This window comes from Streptomyces sp. NPDC046557 (genome assembly GCF_040645975.1).
Lineage (GTDB): Bacteria > Actinomycetota > Actinomycetes > Streptomycetales > Streptomycetaceae > Streptomyces.
In genome coordinates, this window is sequence record NZ_JBEYZH010000022.1 from 1 (window position 1) to 22,009 (window position 22,009).

Consider the following 22,009-nt stretch of genomic DNA (forward strand, 5'->3'; position numbering starts at 1 on the left):
GAGGGGCCGACGTGATCCCCCCTTTGAGGGCCCGGATGTGCGAGCCGTCCACAGCGCAGTCGTCCAGGTCCAACACGTCGGCGCGGCGCAGTTCGGTCAGCAGGGCGGCGTGCAGGCGTGGCCAGACGCCGGCCTCGGTCCAGTCCCGCAGCCGGCGCCAGGCCGTCACTCCGGAGCAGCCCACGGTCTCCGCCGGGACGTCCCGCCAGGCGACACCGGTCCGCAGCACGAACAGGACGCCGGCGAGCGCTGTTCGGTCAGGAACACGCAACCGCCCGGGATGCCGGTGGCGTCGTTCGGGGGCCGGTGGCAGCAACGGGGCCACCCGCTCCCACAGGTCGTCCGGAACAAGATCAGCACGCACCCGGACACTCTGCCGACCGAGATCGTCGAGCACAAGACCCGCAGCTCAACTCATTCTGAAACGATCAGTAAGCCGCATAGACGTGTTCGATATCCGGGGTCAAGGCCCGGGCTGTCCCCGCAAATGCAAGCCCGTCAGGCGTCTGCTTCGACGTGTCACACTGTCGGCATGCGGTGGGGTGCTTTCGGGCGTGGGAGGAGGGCGCCGCTTGCGGTTGCGGCGGTGTCCCTGGGGGTGGCATTGGTGGGAGGTTGTTCGCTGGTCGGCGAGATCTCGGACGCCCGACGGATCGATGCCTCACCCCTGCGGGTCCACGGTGTCGTCGAACGTGTGGTGCAGGTTAAGGGCGGGGCCCATATCCGCGTGTCCTATCAGGTTGGCGGTCAGCGGTTCGCCACCGAAGGCCTGCCGGTAGGACAGGGGTCCGGGTTGACCGATCCCGCGGTCGGCTCCACGTTGTGCCTTGAAGCCTCGGCGGAGCACCCCGAGACGGTGCGGCTGTGCGGCCAGAGGTATCCGGGCGGCGACAAGATGATTCCCACGGAAGGCCTGGTGGTGTTGGCTGGTGCAGCAGGCGCCCTGATGGCCGCCGGTTGGATCGTGGCGGTCGTCAGGCAGGAAAGGCGTGAACGAGAGAGATCAAGGTGTTGCTTCCCCTCCTGAAGCTCGTTGGTGTGGTATCCGCGTCCCGGACGAGACTCTGTCGGGGATCTTGGTGTCGTCTGCTCGGTCTCTGGCGGACCGCCAAGACCTCGGCCGGGGGATCCCGTGCGGGTCCAGGAAGTTCTGGAAGGCGGTCGGCGGCCACGAAGGTGCTTTTCCGGTCGGCGGCCGTCGGCTGAGGGGCTCGATGTTTGCGGCGGTCGCTGTTAACACGTGCTGTAGGTGGGCTTTCTGCTGTTCCCAGTAGCGGCAGCGGCGCCTGCCGTGTCCGTGAGCGAGCTCATTGATGGTGCCTTCCACTCCGGAGCGGACCGCATAGCGGGCCTGCCATTCGGGTTTCTGTTGCTCGGCGCCAACTCGGAGTTGCAGGTCACGGAGTTCTCGCGGGCGAAAAGCCTTCTGATCCGCGACCTGTTCAGCAACCTCTCGAGTTCGGCGCCCGCCAGGAAGCGTCCTGCACCTGCTCGCCCCGTTGCAGTGTCGTTGACCTGGCGTCAGGCATGCGGATCACGGTGGAGCGAGCGGAGCGAGGTCTCCGACGGCCCCGAAACGAACCGTGTGAATCACACCTGCAGCCCCTCTCGCTGCGGGGTACAGCAAAACGGCCGTGACGATGCCGCCGCGTTCGAAGCGAGGGGTGCCGATCGGACCATCCGGCAGGATCCCTCCTCGCAGCGCGCCCTGATGGTCACCGCATCGCCGTCACGGCTGGCTCGAACGGTGACCTGGCGCCCGGCCCAGTGTGTGGCGGCTGCGGAGTTGACCACGACGTCCACAGTCCCGTACATGGCGTGCAGTTCCTCGTGTACGCGCTCGGGCAGCGCCGGGTCGGCGGCAAGCGCGCGCACTTGGCCGCCCCCGGTCCGCGTGTTGTCCGCCAACTTCGTTCGCTGTGCGGGACAGGACGTCCTCCCGCCCGCCGATCGCCACGACATGGGCGCCCTCAGCGGCGAACACCGCGCACACAGCGCACACAGCGCACACCGTTACAGTGAGCTACACGTCCTCATCGGGCACCTTCACGGGTTGTCGGGACAGCACGGATTACGAGCCCATCGCCCGTGGCCCTATCGCGCAGTGCGCCGCCCTAACCGCCTGCTCTGTGGATGCGCCGCCCAATGCCCCGCCCAACGACCGGGCGGTGACCTTGAGCTCATCCGTCAAGGCCGCGACCGCCGGGATGAACTCGAATTCGGGCAGTGTCAGCGCCACGATCTCCCGGCGCACCACGGGTTCAAGGCGCAGGAAGCGGACGGCGTCGACACGACCATCGAGCGCCATCTCCGGAAGGGCCGCTATACCCAGCCCCGCCGCCACCAGCGCGATGACCGCGGGGTAGTCGTCCGTGACGAGATCGATCCGCGGGGAGAATCCCTCAGCTTCGCACAGGTCCACCAGATGGCGGCGGCAGCTCGGGCAGCCCGCGACCCAGGGCTCCCCAGACAGCTCGGACAGACCGATGCGTTCCCGATTGGCGAGATGGTGGTCCGAGGGGGTGACAAGCACCAAGCGGTCGGTCAGGAGAGGGTGGACGACCAGGCCCTCCCACGCGGGGACGGCCTGCTTCCCGAAGTCGGGCGTTCCGGGGTAATGAAACGCCAAGGCGATTTCACAATCGCCGTCACGCAGCATTTCGACGGCTCGGGTCGGGGCGGCCTCGGTGAAGGACACATTTATGTTCGGGCGTTTGGCGCGTAGAGCGGACAGCGCCGCCGGCAGGAGTTGTGACGTGCCGCTCAGGAACGACACCAGCCGCACGCGCCAGGCGTAGCGCCCGGCCAGATTCGCCATCTCTTCCTCCGCCGCAGCCAGTCCGGTGAATATTTTCGTCGCATGCCGGACGAGTATTTCTCCGGCCTCTGTGGGCCGCACCGCCCTTCCTCCCGTACGGACGAGCAGAGGGGTCTGCACGTAATTCTCAAGCGCCTTTATCTGCTGGCTGACGGCGGGCTGCGTACAGCCCAACGCGTGTGCTGCGGCGGTGAAGGAGCCGGTCTGCACGACGGTGCGAAGAACGCGGAGATGACGAGCCTCGATCATGCGCTCAACCTACGGAGTCAAGACTCCGCCGACAACCTTTCACAGCGATCGCCGCATTTCCTGTCCGGACTGGTTACCGCCGGATGGGCAGCACAGACTGCACGTAGGGCATCATTACAGGACAAAACAACGCCGCAACTTCGGACATTTCCTGCCCTCAAAGTTTTGTTTATGCAATAGGAAAGGAATGCTTGGGTTGTCATGATGATCTTCGGGCAGGTACAACTACCCTCATGTCCAACCCCAACGCTCGCTCAATCCACGGCGCCTTTGGTGAAATTCTCCAAGGGTATACCCTCGGGCCGAGCGGTTTCGACCATTTTCTGTTTACTGCGCCGGTGGAAGAACTCCACTGCCAGGCACGATTGAAGCGCGAAGGAATTCCCTCGACGGCCGCGCTCGCCGTCACTCCCACCGATCGCGTCAAAGCCCTGCATGCCTACGACATGCTGAGCGCCGATCTACAGCGCTCCACCCGCGGTGCGCTCATCGAGATCCAGTCGAACATCCCCGTGGCGAAAGGACACGCGAGCTCCACTGCCGACATATTGGCAACCGCTCTTTTGTGCGTATCGGAGGCGTTCCCCGAGGCCCCCGAACCCATGGCGCACGCTCTGGCGCTCTCCGTGGCCCGCCGCCTTGAGTACGGTGATTACCTGCTGTACCCGGGCATCGCGGCCTGTGCTCAGCGTTCCCAGACCCTCCTCTCCACGTACCGCACCGACCTGCGGTGGACCATCGTCGGCGTGGACGAGGGCGGTTACGTGCGTACCGAGGAGTTTCACCGGGAGCGTGCCGAGGACCCGGGCAAGGCGACGGTCTATGAGCAGTTGTTCCGTGAACTCGACGCCGCGCTGCTCGCCGGCGACGGGGAAGCCGCGGCCCGCATCGCCACCCAGAGCGCCGAGTTGCACGATGACCGCCTGCCCAAGAAGTCCCTGGAGGACCTCCGCACGCTGCGCGACGACTTCGGCGCCCTGGGCATCTGCGTCGCGCACAGCGGCACACTGGCCGGCCTCATCTTTTCCCGGCACCAGTCCGACCACGCTGCCCGGGTGAAGGAGTGCCGCATGGCCCTGGACGCACTTGGCTACACCAGCAGCACGTTCACCTTGAAGGAAGCGAAGCACCCATGAGCCGTGTGACAGCGTCACCGAACCCGGACAGCGCCTCCGCGGCCGCACCGCAGGAGACGGACGGCCCCACCACCGCGTCCGCCGCCCACGGACGGGGTCGATACCAAATCATGGTCTTGGCCGCCGTGTGCTGCCTGGCCCTCGGCGGCGTCTTCGTCCGCGTCAGCGAGGTCGGCCCGGTGGCGTCAGGCGCCTACCGCTCGCTGTTCGCCGCTCCCATGCTGCTCGGTCTCTCGCTGGCGACCACGCGCCGCTCCGCCGCGCGTGAGGCCGCCCCGGCCGAACGCAAAGCCGTCCGTATCAGCAGGCGCGACCGGTGGCTCATCGCCCTGGGAGGTCTGTTCCTCGCCGGCGACCTGTGCCTGTGGAACGTCTCCTTCCTCTACACCTCGCTCGCCGAGGCCAACCTCCTGGCCAACCTCGTTCCCTTCATCATCGCCCCCCTGTGCTTCTTCCTCTTCGGGGACAAGGTGACCCCCAAGCTGGCCTTTCCCGCGCTCCTGGCGCTCGGTGGCCTCTACGTCTTGGTCATTCTCGGCACCGGCCTGGACGCGGAACACCTGCGCGGCGACATCCTGGCCCTGATCACCGCGGTGTTCTACGCCCTGTTCCTGGTGGTCGCCAAGGGGCTGCGCGAGCGCCACGAGGCCACCCGCATCATGGCCAGCCTGAGTCTGGTCTGCGCCCTCGTCTGCTTCACGGTGGCCGCCGTGATGGGCGAGACGATCTGGCCCACCAGCGCCCGTGGCTGGCTTCTTCTCATCGGTCTGGCGGTCACCTCGCAGGTGCTCGGCCAGACGCTCATGGCGCACGCGGTGAAGTTCCTGCCGCTCCAACTCGCAGCATTGTTCGTCCTCCTGCAGCCCGTGGCCGCCGCCGTCTACGGATTCGTCCTTTTCGACCAACGCCTGAGTGTGGTGCAGATGGCGGGGATCGCCATCCTCCTCGTTTCCATCTTCTGGGCCAAGTACCTCTTGGAAGGGCGCAAGTGAACCGTCTCGAGCTACAGGACCCTTACGAGGTCATCGAGGAGTTCAGCCGGCTGACGACCCTCGACTGCGGCACCCTGGTCGGGGGCCGGCTGCGGCTGCGCGCCATTCACGGCAGTCCCGCCACCGAGACCAGCTTCAAGTCCATCCTCGGGCTGGGGCTGCTGCTCCTCGCCCGTGAGAAGGGACTCCTCCGTGCGGGACAGCCGGTGATCGAGTCCACCTCCGGCTCTCTCGGACTCGGCCTGGCCGTCGCCGGCCGGATGATGGGGCACCCCGTTCACCTGGTGTCCGATCCCGGCATACCGGAGGTCACTCGGATCAAGATAGAGCTGGCGGGGGCCACCCTCCACATCGCCGAAAGGCCGCACCCGGTTCTCGGCGCCCAACAGGCCCGGGAGGACCTCCTGCGCGCCCTCCTGCAGGAGCATCCGGACTACTACTGGACCAACCAGAACGACAGCCCGCTCAATCCCGAGGTGTACGCCCGCTGGCTGGTGCCGCACCTGATGAGCACCCTGGATTTCTCCCGCATCGTCGCCGGTATCTTCTGTGTGGGCAGCGGCGGTCACTTCGCCGCGCTGTCGGCCATGCTGGAGGCCAAGGGCATCCCGTCCTACGTGGCCGACCGGCTGGGATCGGTCACCTTCGGCGGTGAGCCTGCACCGAGCATCCTGCGAGGCACGGGCAACCAGAACCGTGTGCCCGCCGTCATCGAAGCCGCCCGCTCTCGGGTGACGGGCGTCTACCAGGTGTCGGACATCCAGGCATGCACCGCGGTCAGAGAGCTGGTCTCCCGCGGCATCAGCGTCGGCGGATCCTCCGGCGTGTGCTACATGGGCGCCCGCCAACTGGCCGCCGACCTGGGCCCCGACACCGACGCGGAAATCCTCACGTTCTTCGCAGACCGCGGCGAACTTTACGGCACCACACTTCTGAACCGGGGAGAAAAGCCATGATGGAAGCCGCCCTGTGGAGCTCCTGCCCTCCCACCGAACAGCTCTACCACGATGACCCTTACGGAACGACGGCGACCGCCACCGTGATCTCGGTCCGTGACCACTACGCCGTCTTCGACCGGTCGATCTTCTACGCGGAATCCGGCGGGCAGGTGGCCGACCAGGGAACGATCGATGGCGCGCGCGTCGTCGACGTGCAGAAGGCCGGCGGCCGGCCCTTCCAGCTCCCCAACGGCGAGGTCGCCACCGTCGAATCGGTCTTCTGCCACCGCTTCGCCGAACCCTGCACCCTCACCCCGGGCCAGCAGGTCACCATGGAGATCGACTGGGACCGCCGCTTCCGCAACATGCAGATGCACACCTTGGCACACTTTCTCTTCCACGCCACCGGCGAATACCTCCAGGCCAACGGCCAGACCCGCTCCACCCGCGGCTGCCACATCAGCGACAGCTCGGCTCGCTTCGACTTCGGCTCCGCCATCCCGAGTGAAGCCGTGGCCGTCATCCAGGCCCACGTCACCGAACTACTCGCCTCGTCCCCGGAGGCGACCGTCACCGCCCTGCCCGGCACCCACGACGTCTTCGTCTGGCGCTCGGGAGCTCTGGAGATCCCCTGCGGCGGCACCCACGTGAACCACCCCAAGGAGATCCGGGGAACGGTCACGGTCCGTCGCCGCACCAAGGGCCGGAACGGCACCCGCCTCTACGTCGAACTCGACCGTGACACGCACATCTGACGCCACCGCGCCGGACAAACCGGCCTTCATCGACGACCTGGACCTCCTGCGCCGCCGCCGCACCTTCAAGTGGCAGGCCGGCGACGGAGGACCGGACAGGATATGCCTGGGCGTCGCCGAGATGGACCTGTACGCGCCCGCCTTCCTGCGCGACGCCCTGGAGCGGGCCGTACACCTCGGCGAACTCAGCTACGGGCTCGGCCAAGAGCAGCAGGAGGCGTGCGGGAGGTACCTCGCCGCACACCACGGCGCCACCGTCGCCGCCTCGCGCTGCACGACGGACGTCCTGACCGGCCTGCGCGCCGTCCTGCGCCTGGACCTGCCGCCGGGCAGCCCGGTGATCGTCGAGACCCCCGTCTACGGCGACCTGTTCACCGTGATCGAGGAAGCGGGACACACCCCGCTGCCCGTACCGCTGCTGCGCGACACACGTGGCTACCGGCACGACTGGGCCGCCCTCGCCGAGGCGGCGCGGGCGGGCGCCCGGGGTTGGATCCTGTGCCAGCCCCACAACCCGGTGGGGCGCGCCTGGACCGCCGAGGAGCAGGCCCGGGCGGTGGCCCTCACCCTGGAGCACGACCTGTTGCTCCTTGCGAACGAGGTGCACCTTCCTCTGGGCCTGACTGGGCAGCCCCGGTCGGCGTTTGCCGATCCCGCCGTACACATGGCTTGGTGCTATGGGTTCACGTCCGCCTCCAAGGCGTTCAACATCGCCGGTCTGAAGAGCGCGACGATCTACGCCTCCGACCGCTCGGCGCACTCGCTGACCGCGATGCCACAGAGCCTGATCGGCCGCCCGGGAAGCCTCGGCGCCATCGCCACCGTCGCCTGCTACGACCAGGGCACGCAATGGCTGCGCGTCTTGCGCGACGTGCTGGCCGAGCGTGTGCAGCAGGTACGTGACGAGCTCGCCACACTGCCGTTGGCCGTGGAGAGCGTCGTTCCCGACAGCACCTACCTGGTGTGGGCGGAGTTTCCTCACGGCGACGACGCACGGCGACTGGCGGGGGCGTTGGCCACGAGCGACGTGCACCTGCTCCCCGGCCCGGCTTTCGGCGGAGCGGACTACGCCCACTGTTTCCGGATCAACGCAGCCGCCCACCCGGAGGTGCTGCGCGAGGCGTTCGCCCGCATCCGGGCGACCCTCTGACGTCGCCGTCCGGGCCGGCCACCTCTTCCGATCCGTCGAAGTTCCGCACGCAGTATCCGACCGACCACGAGCGACGGTGGCCACAGGCCGTCGTACCGCAACGCGTCAACAAGGGGGAACCCATGAGGCACACCATCGGGCCTGATCACGTCCGCCACCTGCACACACTCGGGCCTCACGGCACGAATCTCGAAGCGGCGTCCCATGAGTGGCTGCGCCGCAGGGGCATCGACGGTACGGTCGATCTCCACTCCTCGCTCGAATCCGCGCTCGACGCCGTGCCGTCCGACGGGCAGCACGCCCTGACCGCCTGCGCCGTCTACCCCGCCCTGCACACCTTGGTCTTCGGCAACCTGCACCGGCTGCGCATGATCGACAGCTTCGTCATGCCGACGCACAACATGGTCCTCGCCACCACCGGGACGCCACGTCCCCGCACCGTCGCCTCACACCCCGCGCCCACCAGGCTCATACCGCAGGGAGCCGACGTGGTGGAGGTCCTGAGCAATTCCCAGGCGGCCATCGACTGCGCCTCCGGGCTGGTGGACGGCTGCATCACCACCATCGTCGCCGCCCGGGCCCGGCAACTGCGCGTCGTGCAAGACTTCGGCCCTGTTCCCATGGTCTTCACCGTCCACCAGGTATGCGCCGCCGAGGCAATCGACCCGGCGCAGTCCGTCGACGCGCGGCTTCTCGAGGCGGCGTTGTGACCGCCCGGGCCCCCATCGCCCCCGCGGTCTTGGCCGACGCCGCGGAGCTGGAACGCACCCTCGTCCCTTTGGTCAACCGCTTCCGCGCACGCCAAGCGGACAACGGCACGGTACCGGCGCCGACGCCGGCCGACGACACACTGCTCAGGGCCGTCCGCCACGTGGCGTGCGCCTGGTACCGGCAACACGGACTGGCCTACCAAGCCGACGCACTCACCCAAGACGTCGACGACTGGCTGGCGGCCGGTCTCGACTCGCCTCCGCACTTCGCCCGCTCACGAGACGCCCTGCGACCGCCCTCGGACGGCTCCACGGTCTTCTTCCTCGCCCCGCTGCGAAGCACCAACAGCTCCCCACCGGTCGGCAGACGGTTGGAATGCTTCTTCGCCCTGCGCAAGGAGCCCGACGCGCTGCCCGAACTCGCGCTCAGTCACCCGCACCCCAAGAACAACTGCCAGTCCCTGATCCTCGTAACCGGCAGCGACGGCTTCGCCCAGGGGAACTGCCTGGTCTTCTTCCCTGAGAACGTGGCCGCTCACGACAAGATCAGCGAGCAGCCGTACGCCATGTTCTTCTACAACAAGATGCGCAAGATCCACGAAACGTACGCACTGGCCGGCGCCGCCTCCGTACTGACCCCGGACACCCTGCCGCGCGCCTCCGCCGCCCTGGCCCCGGACGTCTGCTACCAGGCCCGCGCCATCTGGGGCTATCTCCACGACTCACTGCACTACCAGGGGCTGTGGCCGTTCGACCAGCACATCACCCTCAAGATGAACTGGTTCGTCGGACTGCTGGAAGAGACCAAGGTCGACGCCAAAACCGTGCTCGCCTGTGCCGAGGGCGACATCCCCTTCGCCCCGCAGCAGATCGACATGATCCTGCTGGAACGGGTGTTCCGCTACCCGCAGGCGGATGACGCGACCCGGAACTTCGATTCGGGTACCGGTGTCCTCCTCTACAGCTGGCTGCGCGAACACGGCGCGCTGACCGGCTCCCCGGCCGACGGCGGCCTACTGCGCTTCGACCCGGGCAGGGCCCTCGGCGCGCTGCGGGAGTACGTCGCCACCTTGGAGAAGTTGGAGGCGGAGGTCACCACCGACGACGAGTACCGCACCGCAGCCCGGGCCCTGGTCCGCACGTACCTGCCCCCCGGCGAGGACGGGCAACGCTACCGCTTCACCGAGGACCAGCGCACCCTGCTCCGTGCCAAGCGCGGCTTGGACCGGTTGCCGGCCCTGCGGTTCGCACAGGCGGAATGGTGAACGCGGGCATCGGTCCGGGGCGGCCGGGCGGCCGGGCTGTGGTCCCGCTCCTGTCGACTCTGATGGTGCTGCTGCTCGCCGCCGGCTGGTTGCTGTCCGGGCGTCTGGTCGGCGACGTGCCCCCGCTGGCGGTGGCCGCCGGCCGCACGGCGGCCGGGTTCGTGACCCTGACCGTCCTCGCGGTGCTTCGGCCGCGCACCTGGCCGGACGTGCGCACCGGTACGCGCCGCCCCCGTGCGGTGATCGTCCTGGCGTTCCTGGGCTTCTTCGTCTACTACACGGGAACGCTGCTCGGCATCAGCCGCATCGGCGCCTCCCGGGTCGGACTGATCGTTTCGCTGCTTCCCTGTGTCACCTTCCTGATCGGCATCGCCGCCTACAGGGAGCGGTCCACCCGCCGCAAGGCCCTGGGCACCGTCCTCGCCGTGGCGGCGGCCCTCGGCTATGCGGGGGCCGACGGTACGGCGGCGGCCCACCTGGCCAACGGGGGCGCGCTGCTGACCGGTGCCCTGTTCGCCATCGCCGGGACGGTCGCGTACGCCCTCTACGGATACGTCTACCGGCAGCACATGGCCGACGTCTCCCCCCTGGCAGTGCTGCCGGCCGTCACCGGCGCGGGCACGGTCCTGCTCGGTCTGGCGGCCGCCCTCTTCGTCCCGCTGGGCGGCCTCTCCCTCGCCGACTGGGGCGGGGTCGCCCTGCTGGGCGCGGTGCTGACCGCGCCGGTCTTCCTGATCTCCCACGAACTCATCCTGCGCAAGGGGCCGCTGTTCACTTCCGCCCTCGCCTTGGTCGTCCCCTTCCTGGTCCGGCTGGGCGAATGGACGCTCGGCTGGGCCCCGCCCCCTGGGCCGCTCGCCGTCGCCCTGATCTGCCTGTGCGCCGCCGGGGTGTGGCTCACCGTGGGCGGCGGCCGGCCCGCCGCCCACGAAAAATCGCCGGGTAGCGGGGCACCCGTCGCCGACGGCCCGGATGAACGCGACACCGTCCGACACGAACGGGGAACCCGTGAGCACCACTGAACCGACCGTCGTCCTGATCCAGCAGCGGGTGACCCTGCCCTGGATTTTCGAGAGCGCCCGGCGGGCCGGCATCCGCATCATCCTGGTCCCCCGGGGCGGGGAGCGAATTCCTGGAGGCCAGTTGCCGCCCGCCGTGGTCGAGGTCCTCCCCTTGGACGTGGAGAGCGACCGGCCGGGAGCCCTGGCCGCACTACGCCGACGCCACCGTCGCACGCCCTTCGACGGCATTACCACGCTCTACGATCCGGCCGTGCCATTCGTGGCGGAAGCCGCCGAACTGCTCGGCCTGCCCGGCATCCCCCTGCGAGCGGCACTTGCCGCGCAGGACAAGCGGGTCATGCGAGAGCGCCTGAGGGACGCGGGGCTGAACGTTCCCCGCTTCGTCCGGCTCGACGGCCCCGGCATCGACGCGGACGTCTCACATCTGACGTTCCCCGTCGTGGTCAAACCCGCCCACGGCTTCTCCAGCCTCGGCGTCACGAAGGCTGACACGCCCGAGGAACTGGAATCCGTCGTCGCCGAAGTCCAGCAAGTCTGCGGTGACCTGCTCCGGCGGAGCCCGGGCCTGGTCGTGGAGGAGTACCTCGACGGGCCGGAGTTCGCCGTCGAGTCCCTCGCCCACCGCGGCGAGGTGAAAGTCCTCACCATCGGCTACAAGGGGCAACCGCAGGGTCCGTACTTCGAGGAGACGGTCTACCGCGCGCCGGCGTCACTCCCCGTACCCCTGGAGGAGGCGATCCGCCGAGAGGTGACCGCCGCACATGCGGCCCTGGGCATCACGGACGGCCCCACGCACACCGAACTGCGGCTGCGGGCCGGCGCCCCCTGCCTGCTTGAACTGGGCGCCAGGGTCGGTGGCTCAGGCGTCTCGCACCACATTGCCTGGCACGTGACGGGCATAGACCTCGCCGCCGACGCGCTGCGCATCGCCGTGGGCCTGCCTCCGCACTCCTTCGCCTCGGACGAAGACGTGGTGGGCACCGGGGCCGCGGCCAACTACATCGTCCCCTGCGGCGGGCACGGGCGCATCACCGCCATCCATGGCCTGGACGCGCTGCGCGAAGATTCCCGGGTCGACCACGTGGTACAGATGCTCCACCCCGGTGACGTGGTACGGCCCTACCCGGATTTCACCGGCTACCCGGCGTTCGTCCTCTCCCACCACGCCTCCACCGCCGAGGCTGAAGAGTTCCACCGCCACCTGGCGAGCTCCGTCCGTATCGAGTACGCGCCCGAGGAGGGCACGCGATGACCTCTCTACCCTTCGACGACCGAGACGGCGACATCTGGCTCGACGGCGTGTTCGTGCCCTGGCGGGAGGCCCGCCTCCACGTCCTCTCGCACGGCCTGCACTACGGCGGCGGCGTCTTCGAGGGCGAACGCGTCTACGACGGCCGCGTCTTCGAGCTCACCGCGCACTCCCGGCGCCTGCACTCCTCGGCCCGCGAGCTTGGCTTCCGCATCCCCTTCGACGTCGCGGAACTGGACGGTGCCACCCGGGAACTCGTCAGCAGGCTGCGGATCCGTGACGGCTACGTTCGACCGGTCGCCTGGCGCGGCAGCGAACAGCTCGGCGTGTCCGGCGCGGGCACCTCCGTACATGTCGCCATCGCCGCCTGGGAATGGCCACACGTCTTCTCCGCCGCGGCCCGCAACCAAGGAATCACCCTCGCGACGTCCCGCTGGCGCCGGCCCTCCCCCGACACGGCGCCCGTGCACGCCAAGGCGTCCTCTTTGTACAACATCTGCACCCTCGCCCGGGATGCCGCAGCGGCGGACGGATACGACGACGCCCTGCTCCTGGACTTCCGCGGTCATCTGGCCGAAGCCACCGGAGCCAATCTCTTCCTGGTCATCGACGGGGCACTGCACACCCCCCTGGCGGACGTCTTCCTCAGCGGCATCACGAGGCAGACCGTCATCGCCCTGGCGGCTGAGCTCGGCATCGCGGTGCACGAGCGGCACATCGACCCGGCGGAACTCGCCCACGCGGACGAGGTCTTCCTCACAGGGACCGCCTACGAAGTGCAGCCGGTCCGCGCCGTCGACGGCAAACCGTACGAGGTGGGCGCCGTCACCCAGTCCCTGGCCGAGGCTTACACCCGCCTGGTCCATACCCCCGCCGCCTACGGCGCGAAGAGCCCGACCTCAGCGGCGGTCGACGAGTCGAATACATCGTGACCGGGATCCGTGGAGCGCTCGTCGACGCCCATGTCGTCGACGACCCGACGAAGAAATACGTGAGCTCGGCCGCCGTTCTCGCGCAGAACCTCAAGACCGAGGTCGGTTCGTTGCTGGGGTGCCACTTCAGTTGCCGTGTCGTGCCCGGCAACACCGGGACCTTCTTCGTCGATTTCCAGAGGGCCCCAGAGCCAGGCGCCCAAGAGTCCGCGTGACTGGCGTGTCGTCGAGTTCATCCAGCCGGTCCTGGACCGGGTTGCCGTTGGTCACGGCTTTTCCTCGCTCAGGTAGACGGCCTCGACCGGTTGGGCCCGGGTCGGCAGGAAGACCTCGTAGTTGATCCGCTGCCCGAGCTCTTTGGTGCGCTCGGTGTCGATCAGACGCAGGTAGTCGATCCCGGTCTGCGCCGGCGGGGCCGCGACTAGGGTCTCGGGCTTGGCCTTAGGGTGCGCGTGCCGGTTGATCAGGTGCGGATCGCCTTGCCGAAGGAGCGGCCGCCGAAGCGGACATCGATGTCGACGGTCCGCCGCCCACCCCGCACCGGCAGGGCCCGGCAGCGCCGCACGCGCCTGCTCCGGGTCGACGCCCTCCACCACCGCCCGTGACGTCAGTAGTCGGCGGGACACGTCCGGATCAGTTCACATCCGGACGCACGTACCAAGCACTCCGTCAGTGGTTGACGAAGCTCAGGCTCGTCGCGTCGTAGCGGGCGCCCGCGATCTGTTCGCGTGGAGCCGCGGCCTCGATCGCGGCGAGGTCCTCCGGCGTCAGCTCGACGGACAGGGCCGCGAGGTTTTCCTCCAGGTACTGCCGGCGCCGGGTGCCCGGGATCGGCACGACGTCCTCGCCCCGGTGCTGCACCCAGGCCAGGACGAGCTGGCCGGCGGTGATGCCCTTGGCAGCGGCCAGTTCCTCGAGCCGCGCGACAATCGCCAGGTTCCGGTCGAGGTTGCCGTCGGCGAACCGTGGCTGCGTGCGCCGAACGTCGGTCTCCCCCAGCTCCTCGACAGAGTTGTAACGGCCGGTCAGGAAGCCCCGCCCGAGCGGGGAGAACGGGACCAGGCCGATGCCGAGCTCACGACAGATCGGGGCGACCTCCGCCTCCAGGTCGCGGGTCCACAGGGACCACTCGCTCTGCAGTGCCGTGATCGGGTACACGGCGTGCGCCCGGCGGATCGTTTTCGCGCCGGCCTCCGACAGCCCGAGGTGGCGGACCTTGCCGGCCTCTACCAGCTCGGCCATAGCTCCCACGGTCTCCTCGATCGGCACCTGCGGATCGACCCGGTGCTGGTAGTAGAGGTCGATGTGGTCGACCCCGAGCCGGCGCAGCGAGGCCTCGCACGCCTGGCGCACGTAGGCGGCGTCACCGCGGATCACGGTGGGCTCGCCCAGGCGGTTGGCGAAGCCGAACTTCGTGGCGACCACCGCCTCGTCGCGCCGCCCGGCGATGGCCCGCCCGACCAGTTCCTCGTTGTGCCCGGCGCCGTAGAAGTCGGCGGTGTCCAGGAGCATCACCCCGAGGTCGAGGGCGCGGTTGAGGGTCGCGATCGACTGCGTATCGTCCGAGTCGCCGTAGCCGTGGCTCATCCCCATGCAGCCCAAGCCTTGTGCCGAGACCGCGAGTTTGCCCAAGTGTCGGATGCGTACGTCGATCATTGTGCCTCCCGAGCTGGAAACCGTCTGCCCACGACGCTAGGACTTGGAGTGCACTCCATGTCAACGATCAAGCGGCCGAGGTCGACTCGGCAGTAGCGGTCAGGCCGTCCGTGACGAGCGGGTCGCCGGCCGTGCCGTCGACGCTCAGCGAAGCTGGTCGAAGTGGGAGATCGCTCGCGGGCCAGTTCGACGTCGCGTCGGCCAAGATATCGGTGAAGGTGCGTAGTTGGATCCGCAACGGTCGCGCTCCGCGCATGCAGCGTTCGGGCTGGTCCGTCCCGTCCGCGCAGCGGGAGCGCAACTGCAGCAGGCCGGGCATCCGGCGGAATCGGTGGGTGCTCTTCCCTGAGCCGAACTTGCCCTTGCTGACGCACCGCGAACGGGCGGTCGCCGACGAGGCCGCGGGGCCACGCGCTTCCAGTCTGTGACCGCCGTGCCCAGTTTGCCGAGGTCCCCTTCCATGAGCTCGGTGTAGTCCACGATGCGTTCCTCCCCTACTTGAAGTACTCGGTGAGGCGGGAAACGGGCACTGCCGACCCGTCCCGTTGCGGAGGGACGCCGCGATCGCGGCGTCGTCCTCTGCATGTGCCTTCTTCGAGTAGTCCAGGTGGTTCGATATGTGTGCACATGCCTGAAGGACGCTCTTGACCTGAGAGGTCCAAACGGACACCGTCGTCTCCAGCTCACCGCCCAGGGCAAGGCTGCTGCCCTTCAAGGCCGCTGCTGCCTGCATCGTGGAGCCGACCCCTTCCTTGTTGGCCCCGACGCCAGCGATGTCAGCCTCCTTCTGTAACTGACTGTGCAGCATGAACGCCTCATGGCCGACATCGCCCAGGTCGTCCTGGTGCACGACGAGGTCGTCCCGTCCGCCGCCCCCTGGGCCGCCCGGCAGTTGGTTGAGTCGCATCCAGGCTTGCCGTTGGGCGGCCCCGCCCGCTTTCGCGCTGTCCCATTCACCCACGCCGGGAAGTTCCAGGCGAAGACCCTGGCCGCGCGGATCCCGAAGCGGGCCTGGCAACGGCTGTCGGCCGGGTCGGGCGCGAAGGGCCGGCGGTACTACGACTGGGCACAGGTCGAGGTTCACGGCCCGGCGGGTCGCCTCGGACAGTGGTGCCTGCTGGTCCGCCACAACCGACGCACCGGCGAACTCGCCTTCTATCGCTGCTTCTCACCCCGCCCGGTGCCGATGTCGGAACTGGTGCGGGTCGCCGGACGGCGATGGACGGTTGAGGAGACGTTCCAGGCCAGCAAAGGCCTGACCGGCGTGGCTAGCACCAAGTCCGCCGCTGGACCTGCTGGCACCGCTGGGTCACCCTCGCAATGCTCGCCCACGCCTTCCTCGCCGTCACCGCAGCCACCGAACGCCGCGACCGATCCACCCCAGACGGCTTGATCCCCTTGACCGGCAACGAGATCCAGCCCCTGTTCGCAGCACTGATAAGCCCAAGCCACGACCTCGCACACCGCCTGCACTGGTCACACTGGCGACGCCAGCACCAAACCCGCGCACGCCAGTGCCATTACCGCAGGCAAGCCGCCGCCCAGCCGTGAAGATCAAGATCTGATCTACGGTGGAGTACTAGGCAGAAACCGGTCCGGCGTTGATGCCCGAGATGCGGCCGGCGGAGTCGAAGGAGACCACCGTGGCGCCCCCGCTGGGCAGAGGCGCGGTGATCTGGTCGGCGGCCTCCTGCACCGGGACGCCGTGCAGGGCGAACCACCCGTTGACCACCAGCCGCGGCGAGCGTGCGAAAAGCTGTGCGCCAGTGAGCAGATGGCGCGGCATGGCGACCGGGTCCAGCCGCGCGGAGTGGAGTTGCGGGTCTTGCGGCACGAAGTAGACCCGGGTCTCCGGACCGGCCTCCTGGCCGATGTAGCCGGGTGCGCCGAGCACTGCCATGCCGAGGAAGGCGAGCGCCTCAGCGGCGCGGCGCGGATCGGCGAAACGGGCTAGCGCCACGCCCTCCTGCTGCAGCTCCACGATGCCGTGACGGCGGCCGAACTCGGGGATGCGCGCGGCGGCGGCGGCCACTTCACTGCCGCGCAGCCCCGGGTTAGCCCAGCCCCACAGCCAGGTCTGCTCGGCCAGGTCGTAGCTGCCCAGGAGTCCCACCCGAAGGCTTCGGCCGCCGGACTCATAGCGGCATTGGTCCAGATCTGCCGTCCACGGCCCAGCCGGGAAGGCCTGGTCGATCATTTCCAGCTGTTGTACGCCCCAGGCCGCGTGGTACTCGGCGGCGTGCAGGAAGGCGTCGGAGAAGGCCACGGTCATCGGGGCAGCTTAGCCCCTGCCAGGCCGACGGCCCTCAGAGGCGTCAGTCCCGGGTCAGCAGGGCGAGGCACTCACGAAGATCACGATGTACGGCTGGAGTACTAGGTCGAAAGCCCAGCCCCATGGGCGAAATGCCCATGAGACCCTTTCCGAGTCAGCGTCGAAACAGCCAGACGACGTGACAGGTCACTCGGTGATCACCGGTGGACGTCCTTTTCAGGTGTCAGTTCGTCTTGGTGAGGTCGAGGCGGAAGTCTGGGCACGTGTCCAGGTCGGAATTCTCGTAGAGGACCGTCATGGTGGAGTCCATGGCGACGGACAGGCGGTCGATCGTGTCACCGGACATCCAGTCGTGCGGCTGGGTGAAGTAGAGGTGGACCAGGGGATGGTCATTGGGGTTCGAGGGGGTGTCGATTTCCCAGGTGCCCGAGCCCTTGAAGGTGGCACCCAGTTCCGCACGGTAATAGTTGCCGGTCGGCCAATTCTCCGCCGTCAGAGTGCCGCCGTTCTGGCCGGGGGTGAGCGAGAGTGTGAGGCTGACACCCTCCGCGTCGTGTTTTCCTCGGTAGACGCCGGCGAGTTCGCTGCCGCCCGCAGCTGTGGCTTCGGGCGGGATGCAGCGCTCGACCGCGCTGGAGGCGCCGCACCCGGTCAGCTGGAACGTCAGCAGGGAGAGGGACGCAGCCAAAGAGTGGGGTTCACCGACGCGGGGTGGAGCAGCTCGGTAGCTCGCTGGGCTCATAACCCAGAGGTCGCAGGTTCAAATCCTGTCCCCGCTACCACCCGGAAGGGCCCGATCTTCAACGATCCGGGCCCTTCTGTCATACCTCCAGTGTTTCAGGCGAGGGGCATGGTGACCGAGCCGCCAGACCTCGGCTCGTCAACGCGCGGCCGCCGCCAGGGCGCCCAGGACGTCTATCCAGCCGAGAGCCCCGGGTCCTACCGTTCCAGCCGGTTGGACGGGGTCGTCCGCCAGGTACAGCATGTCGGACGTTCGATCGAATAGAGCCGCCCTCAGGCCAGGAGGACTGCTGCCCGCTTCCCGCGATCCATCGTCCGGCCAGACGCTACGAGCCGCCTGCGTCGGTCCCGATCGACACGCGGCCGGGTCTGCCTTCGCCGCCTGATGCTCCGGCCCCGAGCGAGGGCGACGCAAGCGAAGCGCGCGCCTAGGTAAGCGCCCCCGCGACACGGGGCCACTCCGCCCTGCTCGCCGGCACAGAGGCGGGCCGCCACGCGGCCACGGCCGTCTACCGCGCCTCAGCGCGAAAGCCCCGCCCTCTCGGTCTTGCGGTCTCGCGAAAGCCGTCAGCGCAGCCGGGCCGCGACCTCGTCACGCAGACGGGGAAGCAGCGCGTACAGCCGGTCGCCGGGGCAGGCGGTGTCGTTGAAGTCCCGATGCCCCCGGATCTCGGCGGGATCCAGCCCGTACCGCCCGCAGACGTACGCACATAGCTCCGCCAGGGCTTCGAACTGCTGCGGAGGCGGCTCGACGCCCGTGTAGGTGCCCTCGGTCTCGATACCCACCGCCACGTCGTTCTGCCCGACACAATGAGCTGAACGCACCTGCCGCAGGCCCTCGTTCAGCTCGGCGAGACTGCGGTGACGCCCCTCGGTGACGTACGCTCCCCGGCTGACGGTGAAGTGCTGCCCAGTGTCGATCCATCCGCGGGTGTCCATGTGGAGGTTCTGGACCGCCCGGGCGAGAGCGAGGGCCCGGCCGAGGGAGAAGTCCTCCAGATTCCTGGTCGCCGTGTGGTGGACCACGATCCGGCGCGGCGGCGAAGCCAGTACGACCACGTCCTCGGCAGGCGGCCGCGCCCCCCACCCCTCGCAGTCGATGATCCCCGCTACCGAGCGGACCCGTTCGGAGGCCCGTGCCGCCGGTGCCCATACGGTCGGCGCGAGCCCCAGCACGGAGCCGAGAGCGATCCGTCTGCTGATGAGCCGCGAGGGCGCTGTCTCCAGCGATGGCCGGCCAGGATGGATTACCACGGTTGCGCAACGATCAGATGATCGAGAGGAAACGTATGGTCACCCATTCACTTCCGCGCAGCACCGCCCTGCTCCTTGAGCCCGCTTCCTCTCTTCGCCAGCTCGCTCCGACCAGCGCCGGAGCAGCCGCTCCCGGAAGGGGTGTCCGCCGGAGCCGGGAACGATGTCCGCCTCGGCGGCGGCCGACGCCATCCCGTCGAGTTCCGCCCGGACTCCGTCCCTCCGCAGCCACCCGTATCCGCCGTCCTGGAGGCGGCGGAGAGCGCGTAGCGTCCGTCGGCGAGGATCCGCACCTTCGTGATCCCGTGTTCCCGGAGACCCGTCCTGGTTCAAGGCGATGCCCTTCGCCCATGCACGGGCTCCGGTCCACCCTCGCGGACGACGACATTGGTGACATGGTGGGCAAGCGGGGCCGTCAGTTCGATTCTAGAAGGAAGTCGGCGCTCGTTCAGTGACCTGTTCGGACGACCGGCATGGAAGCGAGGTCGGGTGGCACAGGCCAGGCCGGGTAGGCGCCGTGAGCCGGAAGAGGGATGACTGGAGGAGGTGGCGGTTATGGCGCGTCCGGTGTGGGCCGGGAATCTGTCGTTCGGGCTGGTCAGCCTGCCGGTGGGCCTCTACACGGCCACCGACAGCCACACCATCCGCTTCCATCAGCTCCAGCGCGGCACGTCCGACCGGATCCGCAACCGGCGGGTGAACGAGCGCACCGGTGACGAAGTCGAGCTGACGGACATCGTCAAGGGCTACGACACCGGTGATGAGTACGTCCTGGTCGAGTCGAAAGAACTCGACGACATCGCACCGGGCCTCTCCCAGTCGCTGGACATCGCCGGGTTCGTCGACCTGACGGAGGTCGATCCGATCTTCTTCGACAAGGCGAAGGCTTCCGACAAGGAACTGAAGATGGCCGAGCAACTCATCCGGGCCGTGAGCATGGACTGGGAACCCGAAGAGTTCCACGACACGTTCCGGGAGAAGGTCACGGCCCTCATCGAGGCCAAGAAGGCCGGCGGGACCGTGGAGAAGGCCGAACCCGCCGCGGAGCCGACCGGGGTGGTCGACCTCATGGAGGCCCTGCGGGCCAGTGTGGAGCGTGCCGGAAGTCCGAAGACCGCAGGCGGGAAGGCCACGGTCTCCGAAAGGACCGCGGCCGGCAAGAAGCCGGCGGCGAAGAAGCGGATCCGATCCGCCCCGAAGGAGGATCTGAGTGGCTTGCCCAAGGCAGACCTCTACAAGAAGGCCGCGGCCGCCAACGTCCCCGGCCGCTCGCACATGACCCGCGACGACCTCGTGAAGGCACTGTCCCGAACATGACTCAGGCAGATGATGACGAGCACGACCCGTCCACCTTCGCGACCGCCCGCGAACGCCTCTCAGCCGACCGCGCCGACACCCTCGCGCGGGCGGCCGCGCTGAGCCGCGACTTCGACGGGATCGTCGCGGCGAACGCCCTGGTCGCGGTCGACGACGAGCACGACCCCGAGGGAGGCAGCACCGCCTTCGAGCGGGCCCACGTGGCCACCTTGCTGGCGCGGGCACGCGAACACCTGGAAGAACTGGACCGGGCGCTGGAACGGCTCGAACAGGGACGGTACGGACGGTGTGAAGGCTGCGGTGGGACGATTCCGCCCGAACGCCTGGAGGTCCGTCCGGCGGCGACCACCTGTGTCCGCTGCGCGTCCGATCCGCGCCGGCCTCCGCACCCCGACTGACGCCGACCGGCATCCGGCGCACCCGCGTGCCGGCCAGGCGGCCGTGGCCTCGGTTCCTCGGCGTCGGCGCCCGAGCCGGGCATGCAGGCGTCCGGACAAACATCGCGCGGCGGTGGTCGGTCAGCGTGGTGGCCGGATCGGCGAGCGGCCCGACTGCTCTCGACGTCGGCGGTCGGCCCGCTCCTCGGCGCGCCCTGCGGCCGCGAGCCGTCGGTTCGGACGGGCGGATCAGCGCAGTCCGGCGAAGAGATCGTTCTCGGGTACGGCCGCGCCGGTGGCGTCCTTGACACGGACGAAGGTCTCCATGCCCATCAACTTGCCGAACCTCTCCTTGCCCATCTTGAGGAAGAAGATGTTCTCGCCCTGACTGGCGTGTGCGGCCAGCGCATCGAACTTCTGACCGCTGAACGCGGTGGTGTCCACCCACGTGCTGATCTCATCGTCGGGGAGGCCGATCTCGGCCATCGCGGCGGCCTCGGCGGGATCCGACTCCGGCATGTCGTGATGGAACTCGCGCATGATCTCCCCGAACCGCTGCATTCCCGAGCGGGGCACCGTCGTCCAGTACACCTTCGGTGTCAGGGCGGTCATCTCCAGCGCCGCCATCGTGATGCGGTGGGCCTGAATATGGTCGGGGTGGCCGTAGAAGCCGTTCTCGTCGTAAGTGACGACCACGTCGGGCCGGTAGTGCCGCATGAGTTCGGCAAGTCGGGCGGCGCCCTCCTCTACGGGAGTCTGCCAGAAGGATCCGGGGGCGTTGTTGCTCGGCCAGCCCATCATCCCGGAGTCGGCATAGTCCAGCGTCTCCAAATCGCTGACCTTCAGGACGTCACAGCTCGCCTCGAGTTCTTGACGGCGCATCAAGGCGACCGTCGCCGGATCGTGCCCGGGATCGCCCGGCTTGACACCCCCCGGTCCGTCACCGCAACCGCCGTCAGTACACGTCACAAGAACCGTGCGGATGCCCTCCGCCGCGTACCGCGCGAGAACCCCTCCGGTTCCGGTGGCCTCGTCGTCGGGGTGGGCGTGCACTGCCATGAGCGTCAAGGGCCGGTCAGTCATGAAAGAGTCCTCCTACAGCCGGTGGGGCGTCAACGGAACGCGGACTGGAGCGGGTACGCCCGCCGCCGACCCCCGCGGGGAAGTTCGTCCGGC

At 68.6% G+C, this 22,009-nt stretch carries 25 protein-coding genes, 1 tRNA gene and 1 pseudogene; 16 read left to right on the forward strand and 11 right to left on the reverse strand.

Features of this window, described 5'->3' with window-relative positions:
- A partial coding sequence (locus ABZ934_RS26790) for a transposase (protein ID WP_361317953.1) occupies positions 1–364 on the reverse strand: 364 nt, incomplete at its 3' end.
- A 222-nt stretch (positions 365–586) separates the two neighbouring features.
- Between ABZ934_RS26790 and ABZ934_RS26795 the strand changes: the two genes are divergently transcribed.
- A complete protein-coding gene (locus ABZ934_RS26795; protein ID WP_361317955.1) occupies positions 587–1,027 on the forward strand; it encodes a hypothetical protein in 441 nt (146 codons plus the stop codon).
- Here ABZ934_RS26795 and ABZ934_RS26800 read toward each other — a convergent pair.
- The 3 genes from ABZ934_RS26800 to ABZ934_RS26810 all read right to left on the reverse strand — a co-directional run bounded on the left by ABZ934_RS26800 (position 1,004) and on the right by ABZ934_RS26810 (position 3,067).
- Positions 1,004–1,525: a transposase gene (locus ABZ934_RS26800; RefSeq protein ID WP_361318146.1), complete on the reverse strand. Its 522-nt coding sequence runs from the start codon at positions 1,523–1,525 to the stop codon at positions 1,004–1,006. The two genes, ABZ934_RS26795 and ABZ934_RS26800, sit on opposite strands and share 24 nt — an antisense overlap.
- A gap of 65 nt (positions 1,526–1,590) precedes the next feature.
- Positions 1,591–1,962, reverse strand: a complete 372-nt coding sequence (locus ABZ934_RS26805) for a DUF1349 domain-containing protein (RefSeq protein WP_361317957.1) — start codon at positions 1,960–1,962, stop codon at positions 1,591–1,593.
- A gap of 109 nt (positions 1,963–2,071) precedes the next feature.
- A complete protein-coding gene (locus tag ABZ934_RS26810; RefSeq protein ID WP_361317959.1) occupies positions 2,072–3,067 on the reverse strand; it encodes a LysR family transcriptional regulator in 996 nt (331 codons plus the stop codon).
- A 233-nt stretch (positions 3,068–3,300) separates the two neighbouring features.
- On the opposite strand from ABZ934_RS26810, the gene ABZ934_RS26815 reads away from it, so the two are divergent.
- The 11 genes from ABZ934_RS26815 (at position 3,301) to ABZ934_RS26865 (ending at position 13,431) form a co-directional block, all read left to right on the forward strand.
- Positions 3,301–4,203 carry a hypothetical protein gene (locus ABZ934_RS26815; protein ID WP_361317961.1) on the forward strand — a complete coding sequence of 301 codons (903 nt, stop codon included), beginning with the start codon at positions 3,301–3,303 and terminating at the stop codon, positions 4,201–4,203.
- Positions 4,200–5,195 carry a DMT family transporter gene (locus ABZ934_RS26820; RefSeq protein WP_361317963.1) on the forward strand — a complete coding sequence of 332 codons (996 nt, stop codon included), beginning with the start codon at positions 4,200–4,202 and terminating at the stop codon, positions 5,193–5,195. Before ABZ934_RS26815 ends, ABZ934_RS26820 begins: the two co-directional genes overlap by 4 nt.
- Positions 5,192–6,151, forward strand: coding sequence for a pyridoxal-phosphate dependent enzyme (locus ABZ934_RS26825; protein ID WP_361317965.1), 960 nt, complete (start codon positions 5,192–5,194; stop codon positions 6,149–6,151). The genes ABZ934_RS26820 and ABZ934_RS26825 overlap by 4 nt, the downstream gene beginning before the upstream one ends.
- On the forward strand, positions 6,148–6,888 hold the full coding sequence (locus ABZ934_RS26830) for an alanyl-tRNA editing protein (protein ID WP_361317967.1): 741 nt from the start codon (positions 6,148–6,150) through the stop codon (positions 6,886–6,888). Before ABZ934_RS26825 ends, ABZ934_RS26830 begins: the two co-directional genes overlap by 4 nt.
- A complete protein-coding gene (locus ABZ934_RS26835; protein WP_361317969.1) occupies positions 6,872–8,038 on the forward strand; it encodes an aminotransferase class I/II-fold pyridoxal phosphate-dependent enzyme in 1,167 nt (388 codons plus the stop codon). Before ABZ934_RS26830 ends, ABZ934_RS26835 begins: the two co-directional genes overlap by 17 nt.
- A 122-nt stretch (positions 8,039–8,160) precedes the next feature.
- On the forward strand, positions 8,161–8,748 hold the full coding sequence (locus ABZ934_RS26840) for a bacilysin biosynthesis protein BacA (protein WP_361317971.1): 588 nt from the start codon (positions 8,161–8,163) through the stop codon (positions 8,746–8,748).
- The gene (locus tag ABZ934_RS26845; protein ID WP_361317973.1) at positions 8,745–10,013 is read left to right on the forward strand and encodes a DUF6421 family protein; all 1,269 of its coding nucleotides are present in this window, start codon (positions 8,745–8,747) and stop codon (positions 10,011–10,013) included. The genes ABZ934_RS26840 and ABZ934_RS26845 overlap by 4 nt, the downstream gene beginning before the upstream one ends.
- Positions 10,007–11,035, forward strand: coding sequence for a DMT family transporter (locus ABZ934_RS26850; protein WP_361317975.1), 1,029 nt, complete (start codon positions 10,007–10,009; stop codon positions 11,033–11,035). Before ABZ934_RS26845 ends, ABZ934_RS26850 begins: the two co-directional genes overlap by 7 nt.
- Complete coding sequence (locus tag ABZ934_RS26855; protein ID WP_361317977.1) at positions 11,022–12,287, forward strand: ATP-grasp domain-containing protein; 1,266 nt, start codon at positions 11,022–11,024, stop codon at positions 12,285–12,287. Before ABZ934_RS26850 ends, ABZ934_RS26855 begins: the two co-directional genes overlap by 14 nt.
- Positions 12,284–13,216, forward strand: coding sequence for a branched-chain amino acid aminotransferase (locus ABZ934_RS26860; protein WP_361317979.1), 933 nt, complete (start codon positions 12,284–12,286; stop codon positions 13,214–13,216). The genes ABZ934_RS26855 and ABZ934_RS26860 overlap by 4 nt, the downstream gene beginning before the upstream one ends.
- Positions 13,213–13,431: a hypothetical protein gene (locus ABZ934_RS26865; protein ID WP_361317981.1), complete on the forward strand. Its 219-nt coding sequence runs from the start codon at positions 13,213–13,215 to the stop codon at positions 13,429–13,431. The genes ABZ934_RS26860 and ABZ934_RS26865 overlap by 4 nt, the downstream gene beginning before the upstream one ends.
- 51 nt (positions 13,432–13,482) lie before the next feature.
- Here ABZ934_RS26865 and ABZ934_RS26870 read toward each other — a convergent pair whose 3' ends face one another.
- The 3 genes and pseudogenes from ABZ934_RS26870 to ABZ934_RS26880 form a co-directional block, all read right to left on the reverse strand.
- Positions 13,483–13,812, reverse strand: coding sequence for a hypothetical protein (locus tag ABZ934_RS26870; protein ID WP_361317983.1), 330 nt, complete (start codon positions 13,810–13,812; stop codon positions 13,483–13,485).
- 73 nt (positions 13,813–13,885) lie between these two features.
- Positions 13,886–14,872, reverse strand: coding sequence for an aldo/keto reductase (locus ABZ934_RS26875; RefSeq protein ID WP_361317985.1), 987 nt, complete (start codon positions 14,870–14,872; stop codon positions 13,886–13,888).
- Positions 14,873–15,366: 494 nt separating this feature from the next.
- A pseudogene (locus ABZ934_RS26880) lies at positions 15,367–15,779 on the reverse strand (hypothetical protein).
- Here ABZ934_RS26880 and ABZ934_RS26885 point away from each other — a divergent pair.
- Positions 15,690–16,265 (forward strand): hypothetical protein, encoded by a 576-nt coding sequence (locus tag ABZ934_RS26885; RefSeq protein ID WP_361318164.1) that lies wholly within the window; start codon positions 15,690–15,692, stop codon positions 16,263–16,265. The pseudogene ABZ934_RS26880 and the gene ABZ934_RS26885 overlap by 90 nt on opposite strands.
- Before the next feature lie 186 nt (positions 16,266–16,451).
- On the opposite strand, the gene ABZ934_RS26890 is transcribed toward ABZ934_RS26885, so the two are convergent.
- Both ABZ934_RS26890 and ABZ934_RS26895 read right to left on the reverse strand, forming a co-directional pair.
- Positions 16,452–17,144 carry a DUF6882 domain-containing protein gene (locus ABZ934_RS26890; protein ID WP_361317987.1) on the reverse strand — a complete coding sequence of 231 codons (693 nt, stop codon included), beginning with the start codon at positions 17,142–17,144 and terminating at the stop codon, positions 16,452–16,454.
- A 223-nt stretch (positions 17,145–17,367) separates the two neighbouring features.
- Positions 17,368–17,832: a hypothetical protein gene (locus ABZ934_RS26895; RefSeq protein WP_361317989.1), complete on the reverse strand. Its 465-nt coding sequence runs from the start codon at positions 17,830–17,832 to the stop codon at positions 17,368–17,370.
- A gap of 17 nt (positions 17,833–17,849) precedes the next feature.
- Here ABZ934_RS26895 and ABZ934_RS26900 point away from each other — a divergent pair.
- Positions 17,850–17,926 (forward strand) — tRNA-Met (locus ABZ934_RS26900).
- Between the two features lie 526 nt (positions 17,927–18,452).
- On the opposite strand, the gene ABZ934_RS26905 is transcribed toward ABZ934_RS26900, so the two are convergent.
- The gene (locus tag ABZ934_RS26905) at positions 18,453–19,139 is read right to left on the reverse strand and encodes a peptidoglycan recognition family protein (RefSeq protein ID WP_361317991.1); all 687 of its coding nucleotides are present in this window, start codon (positions 19,137–19,139) and stop codon (positions 18,453–18,455) included.
- 555 nt (positions 19,140–19,694) lie between these two features.
- Between ABZ934_RS26905 and ABZ934_RS26910 the strand changes: the two genes are divergently transcribed.
- Positions 19,695–20,456 (forward strand): Ku protein, encoded by a 762-nt coding sequence (locus tag ABZ934_RS26910; RefSeq protein WP_361317993.1) that lies wholly within the window; start codon positions 19,695–19,697, stop codon positions 20,454–20,456.
- Positions 20,453–20,854, forward strand: a complete 402-nt coding sequence (locus ABZ934_RS26915) for a TraR/DksA C4-type zinc finger protein (protein WP_361317995.1) — start codon at positions 20,453–20,455, stop codon at positions 20,852–20,854. Before ABZ934_RS26910 ends, ABZ934_RS26915 begins: the two co-directional genes overlap by 4 nt.
- A 228-nt stretch (positions 20,855–21,082) precedes the next feature.
- On the opposite strand, the gene ABZ934_RS26920 is transcribed toward ABZ934_RS26915, so the two are convergent.
- Positions 21,083–21,916, reverse strand: coding sequence for a PIG-L family deacetylase (locus ABZ934_RS26920; RefSeq protein WP_361317997.1), 834 nt, complete (start codon positions 21,914–21,916; stop codon positions 21,083–21,085).
- Positions 21,917–22,009 lie beyond the last annotated feature (93 nt).

What these genes read in the sequence shown, in the direction of transcription:
- ABZ934_RS26915 (WP_361317995.1), top strand. Translation starts at nt 20,453, where the DNA reads ATGACTCAGGCAGATGATGACGAGCACGACCCGTCCACCTTCGCGACC.
- ABZ934_RS26875 (WP_361317985.1), bottom strand. Translation starts at nt 14,872, where the DNA reads ATGATCGACGTACGCATCCGACACTTGGGCAAACTCGCGGTCTCGGCA.
- ABZ934_RS26810 (WP_361317959.1), bottom strand. Translation starts at nt 3,067, where the DNA reads ATGATCGAGGCTCGTCATCTCCGCGTTCTTCGCACCGTCGTGCAGACC.
- ABZ934_RS26820 (WP_361317963.1), top strand. Translation starts at nt 4,200, where the DNA reads ATGAGCCGTGTGACAGCGTCACCGAACCCGGACAGCGCCTCCGCGGCC.
- ABZ934_RS26890 (WP_361317987.1), bottom strand. Translation starts at nt 17,144, where the DNA reads ATGACCGTGGCCTTCTCCGACGCCTTCCTGCACGCCGCCGAGTACCAC.
- ABZ934_RS26830 (WP_361317967.1), top strand. Translation starts at nt 6,148, where the DNA reads ATGATGGAAGCCGCCCTGTGGAGCTCCTGCCCTCCCACCGAACAGCTC.
- ABZ934_RS26910 (WP_361317993.1), top strand. Translation starts at nt 19,695, where the DNA reads ATGGCGCGTCCGGTGTGGGCCGGGAATCTGTCGTTCGGGCTGGTCAGC.
- ABZ934_RS26850 (WP_361317975.1), top strand. Translation starts at nt 10,007, where the DNA reads ATGGTGAACGCGGGCATCGGTCCGGGGCGGCCGGGCGGCCGGGCTGTG.
- ABZ934_RS26885 (WP_361318164.1), top strand. Translation starts at nt 15,690, where the DNA reads ATGGCCGACATCGCCCAGGTCGTCCTGGTGCACGACGAGGTCGTCCCG.
- ABZ934_RS26805 (WP_361317957.1), bottom strand. Translation starts at nt 1,962, where the DNA reads ATGTCGTGGCGATCGGCGGGCGGGAGGACGTCCTGTCCCGCACAGCGA.
- ABZ934_RS26860 (WP_361317979.1), top strand. Translation starts at nt 12,284, where the DNA reads ATGACCTCTCTACCCTTCGACGACCGAGACGGCGACATCTGGCTCGAC.
- ABZ934_RS26920 (WP_361317997.1), bottom strand. Translation starts at nt 21,916, where the DNA reads ATGACTGACCGGCCCTTGACGCTCATGGCAGTGCACGCCCACCCCGAC.
- ABZ934_RS26840 (WP_361317971.1), top strand. Translation starts at nt 8,161, where the DNA reads ATGAGGCACACCATCGGGCCTGATCACGTCCGCCACCTGCACACACTC.
- ABZ934_RS26815 (WP_361317961.1), top strand. Translation starts at nt 3,301, where the DNA reads ATGTCCAACCCCAACGCTCGCTCAATCCACGGCGCCTTTGGTGAAATT.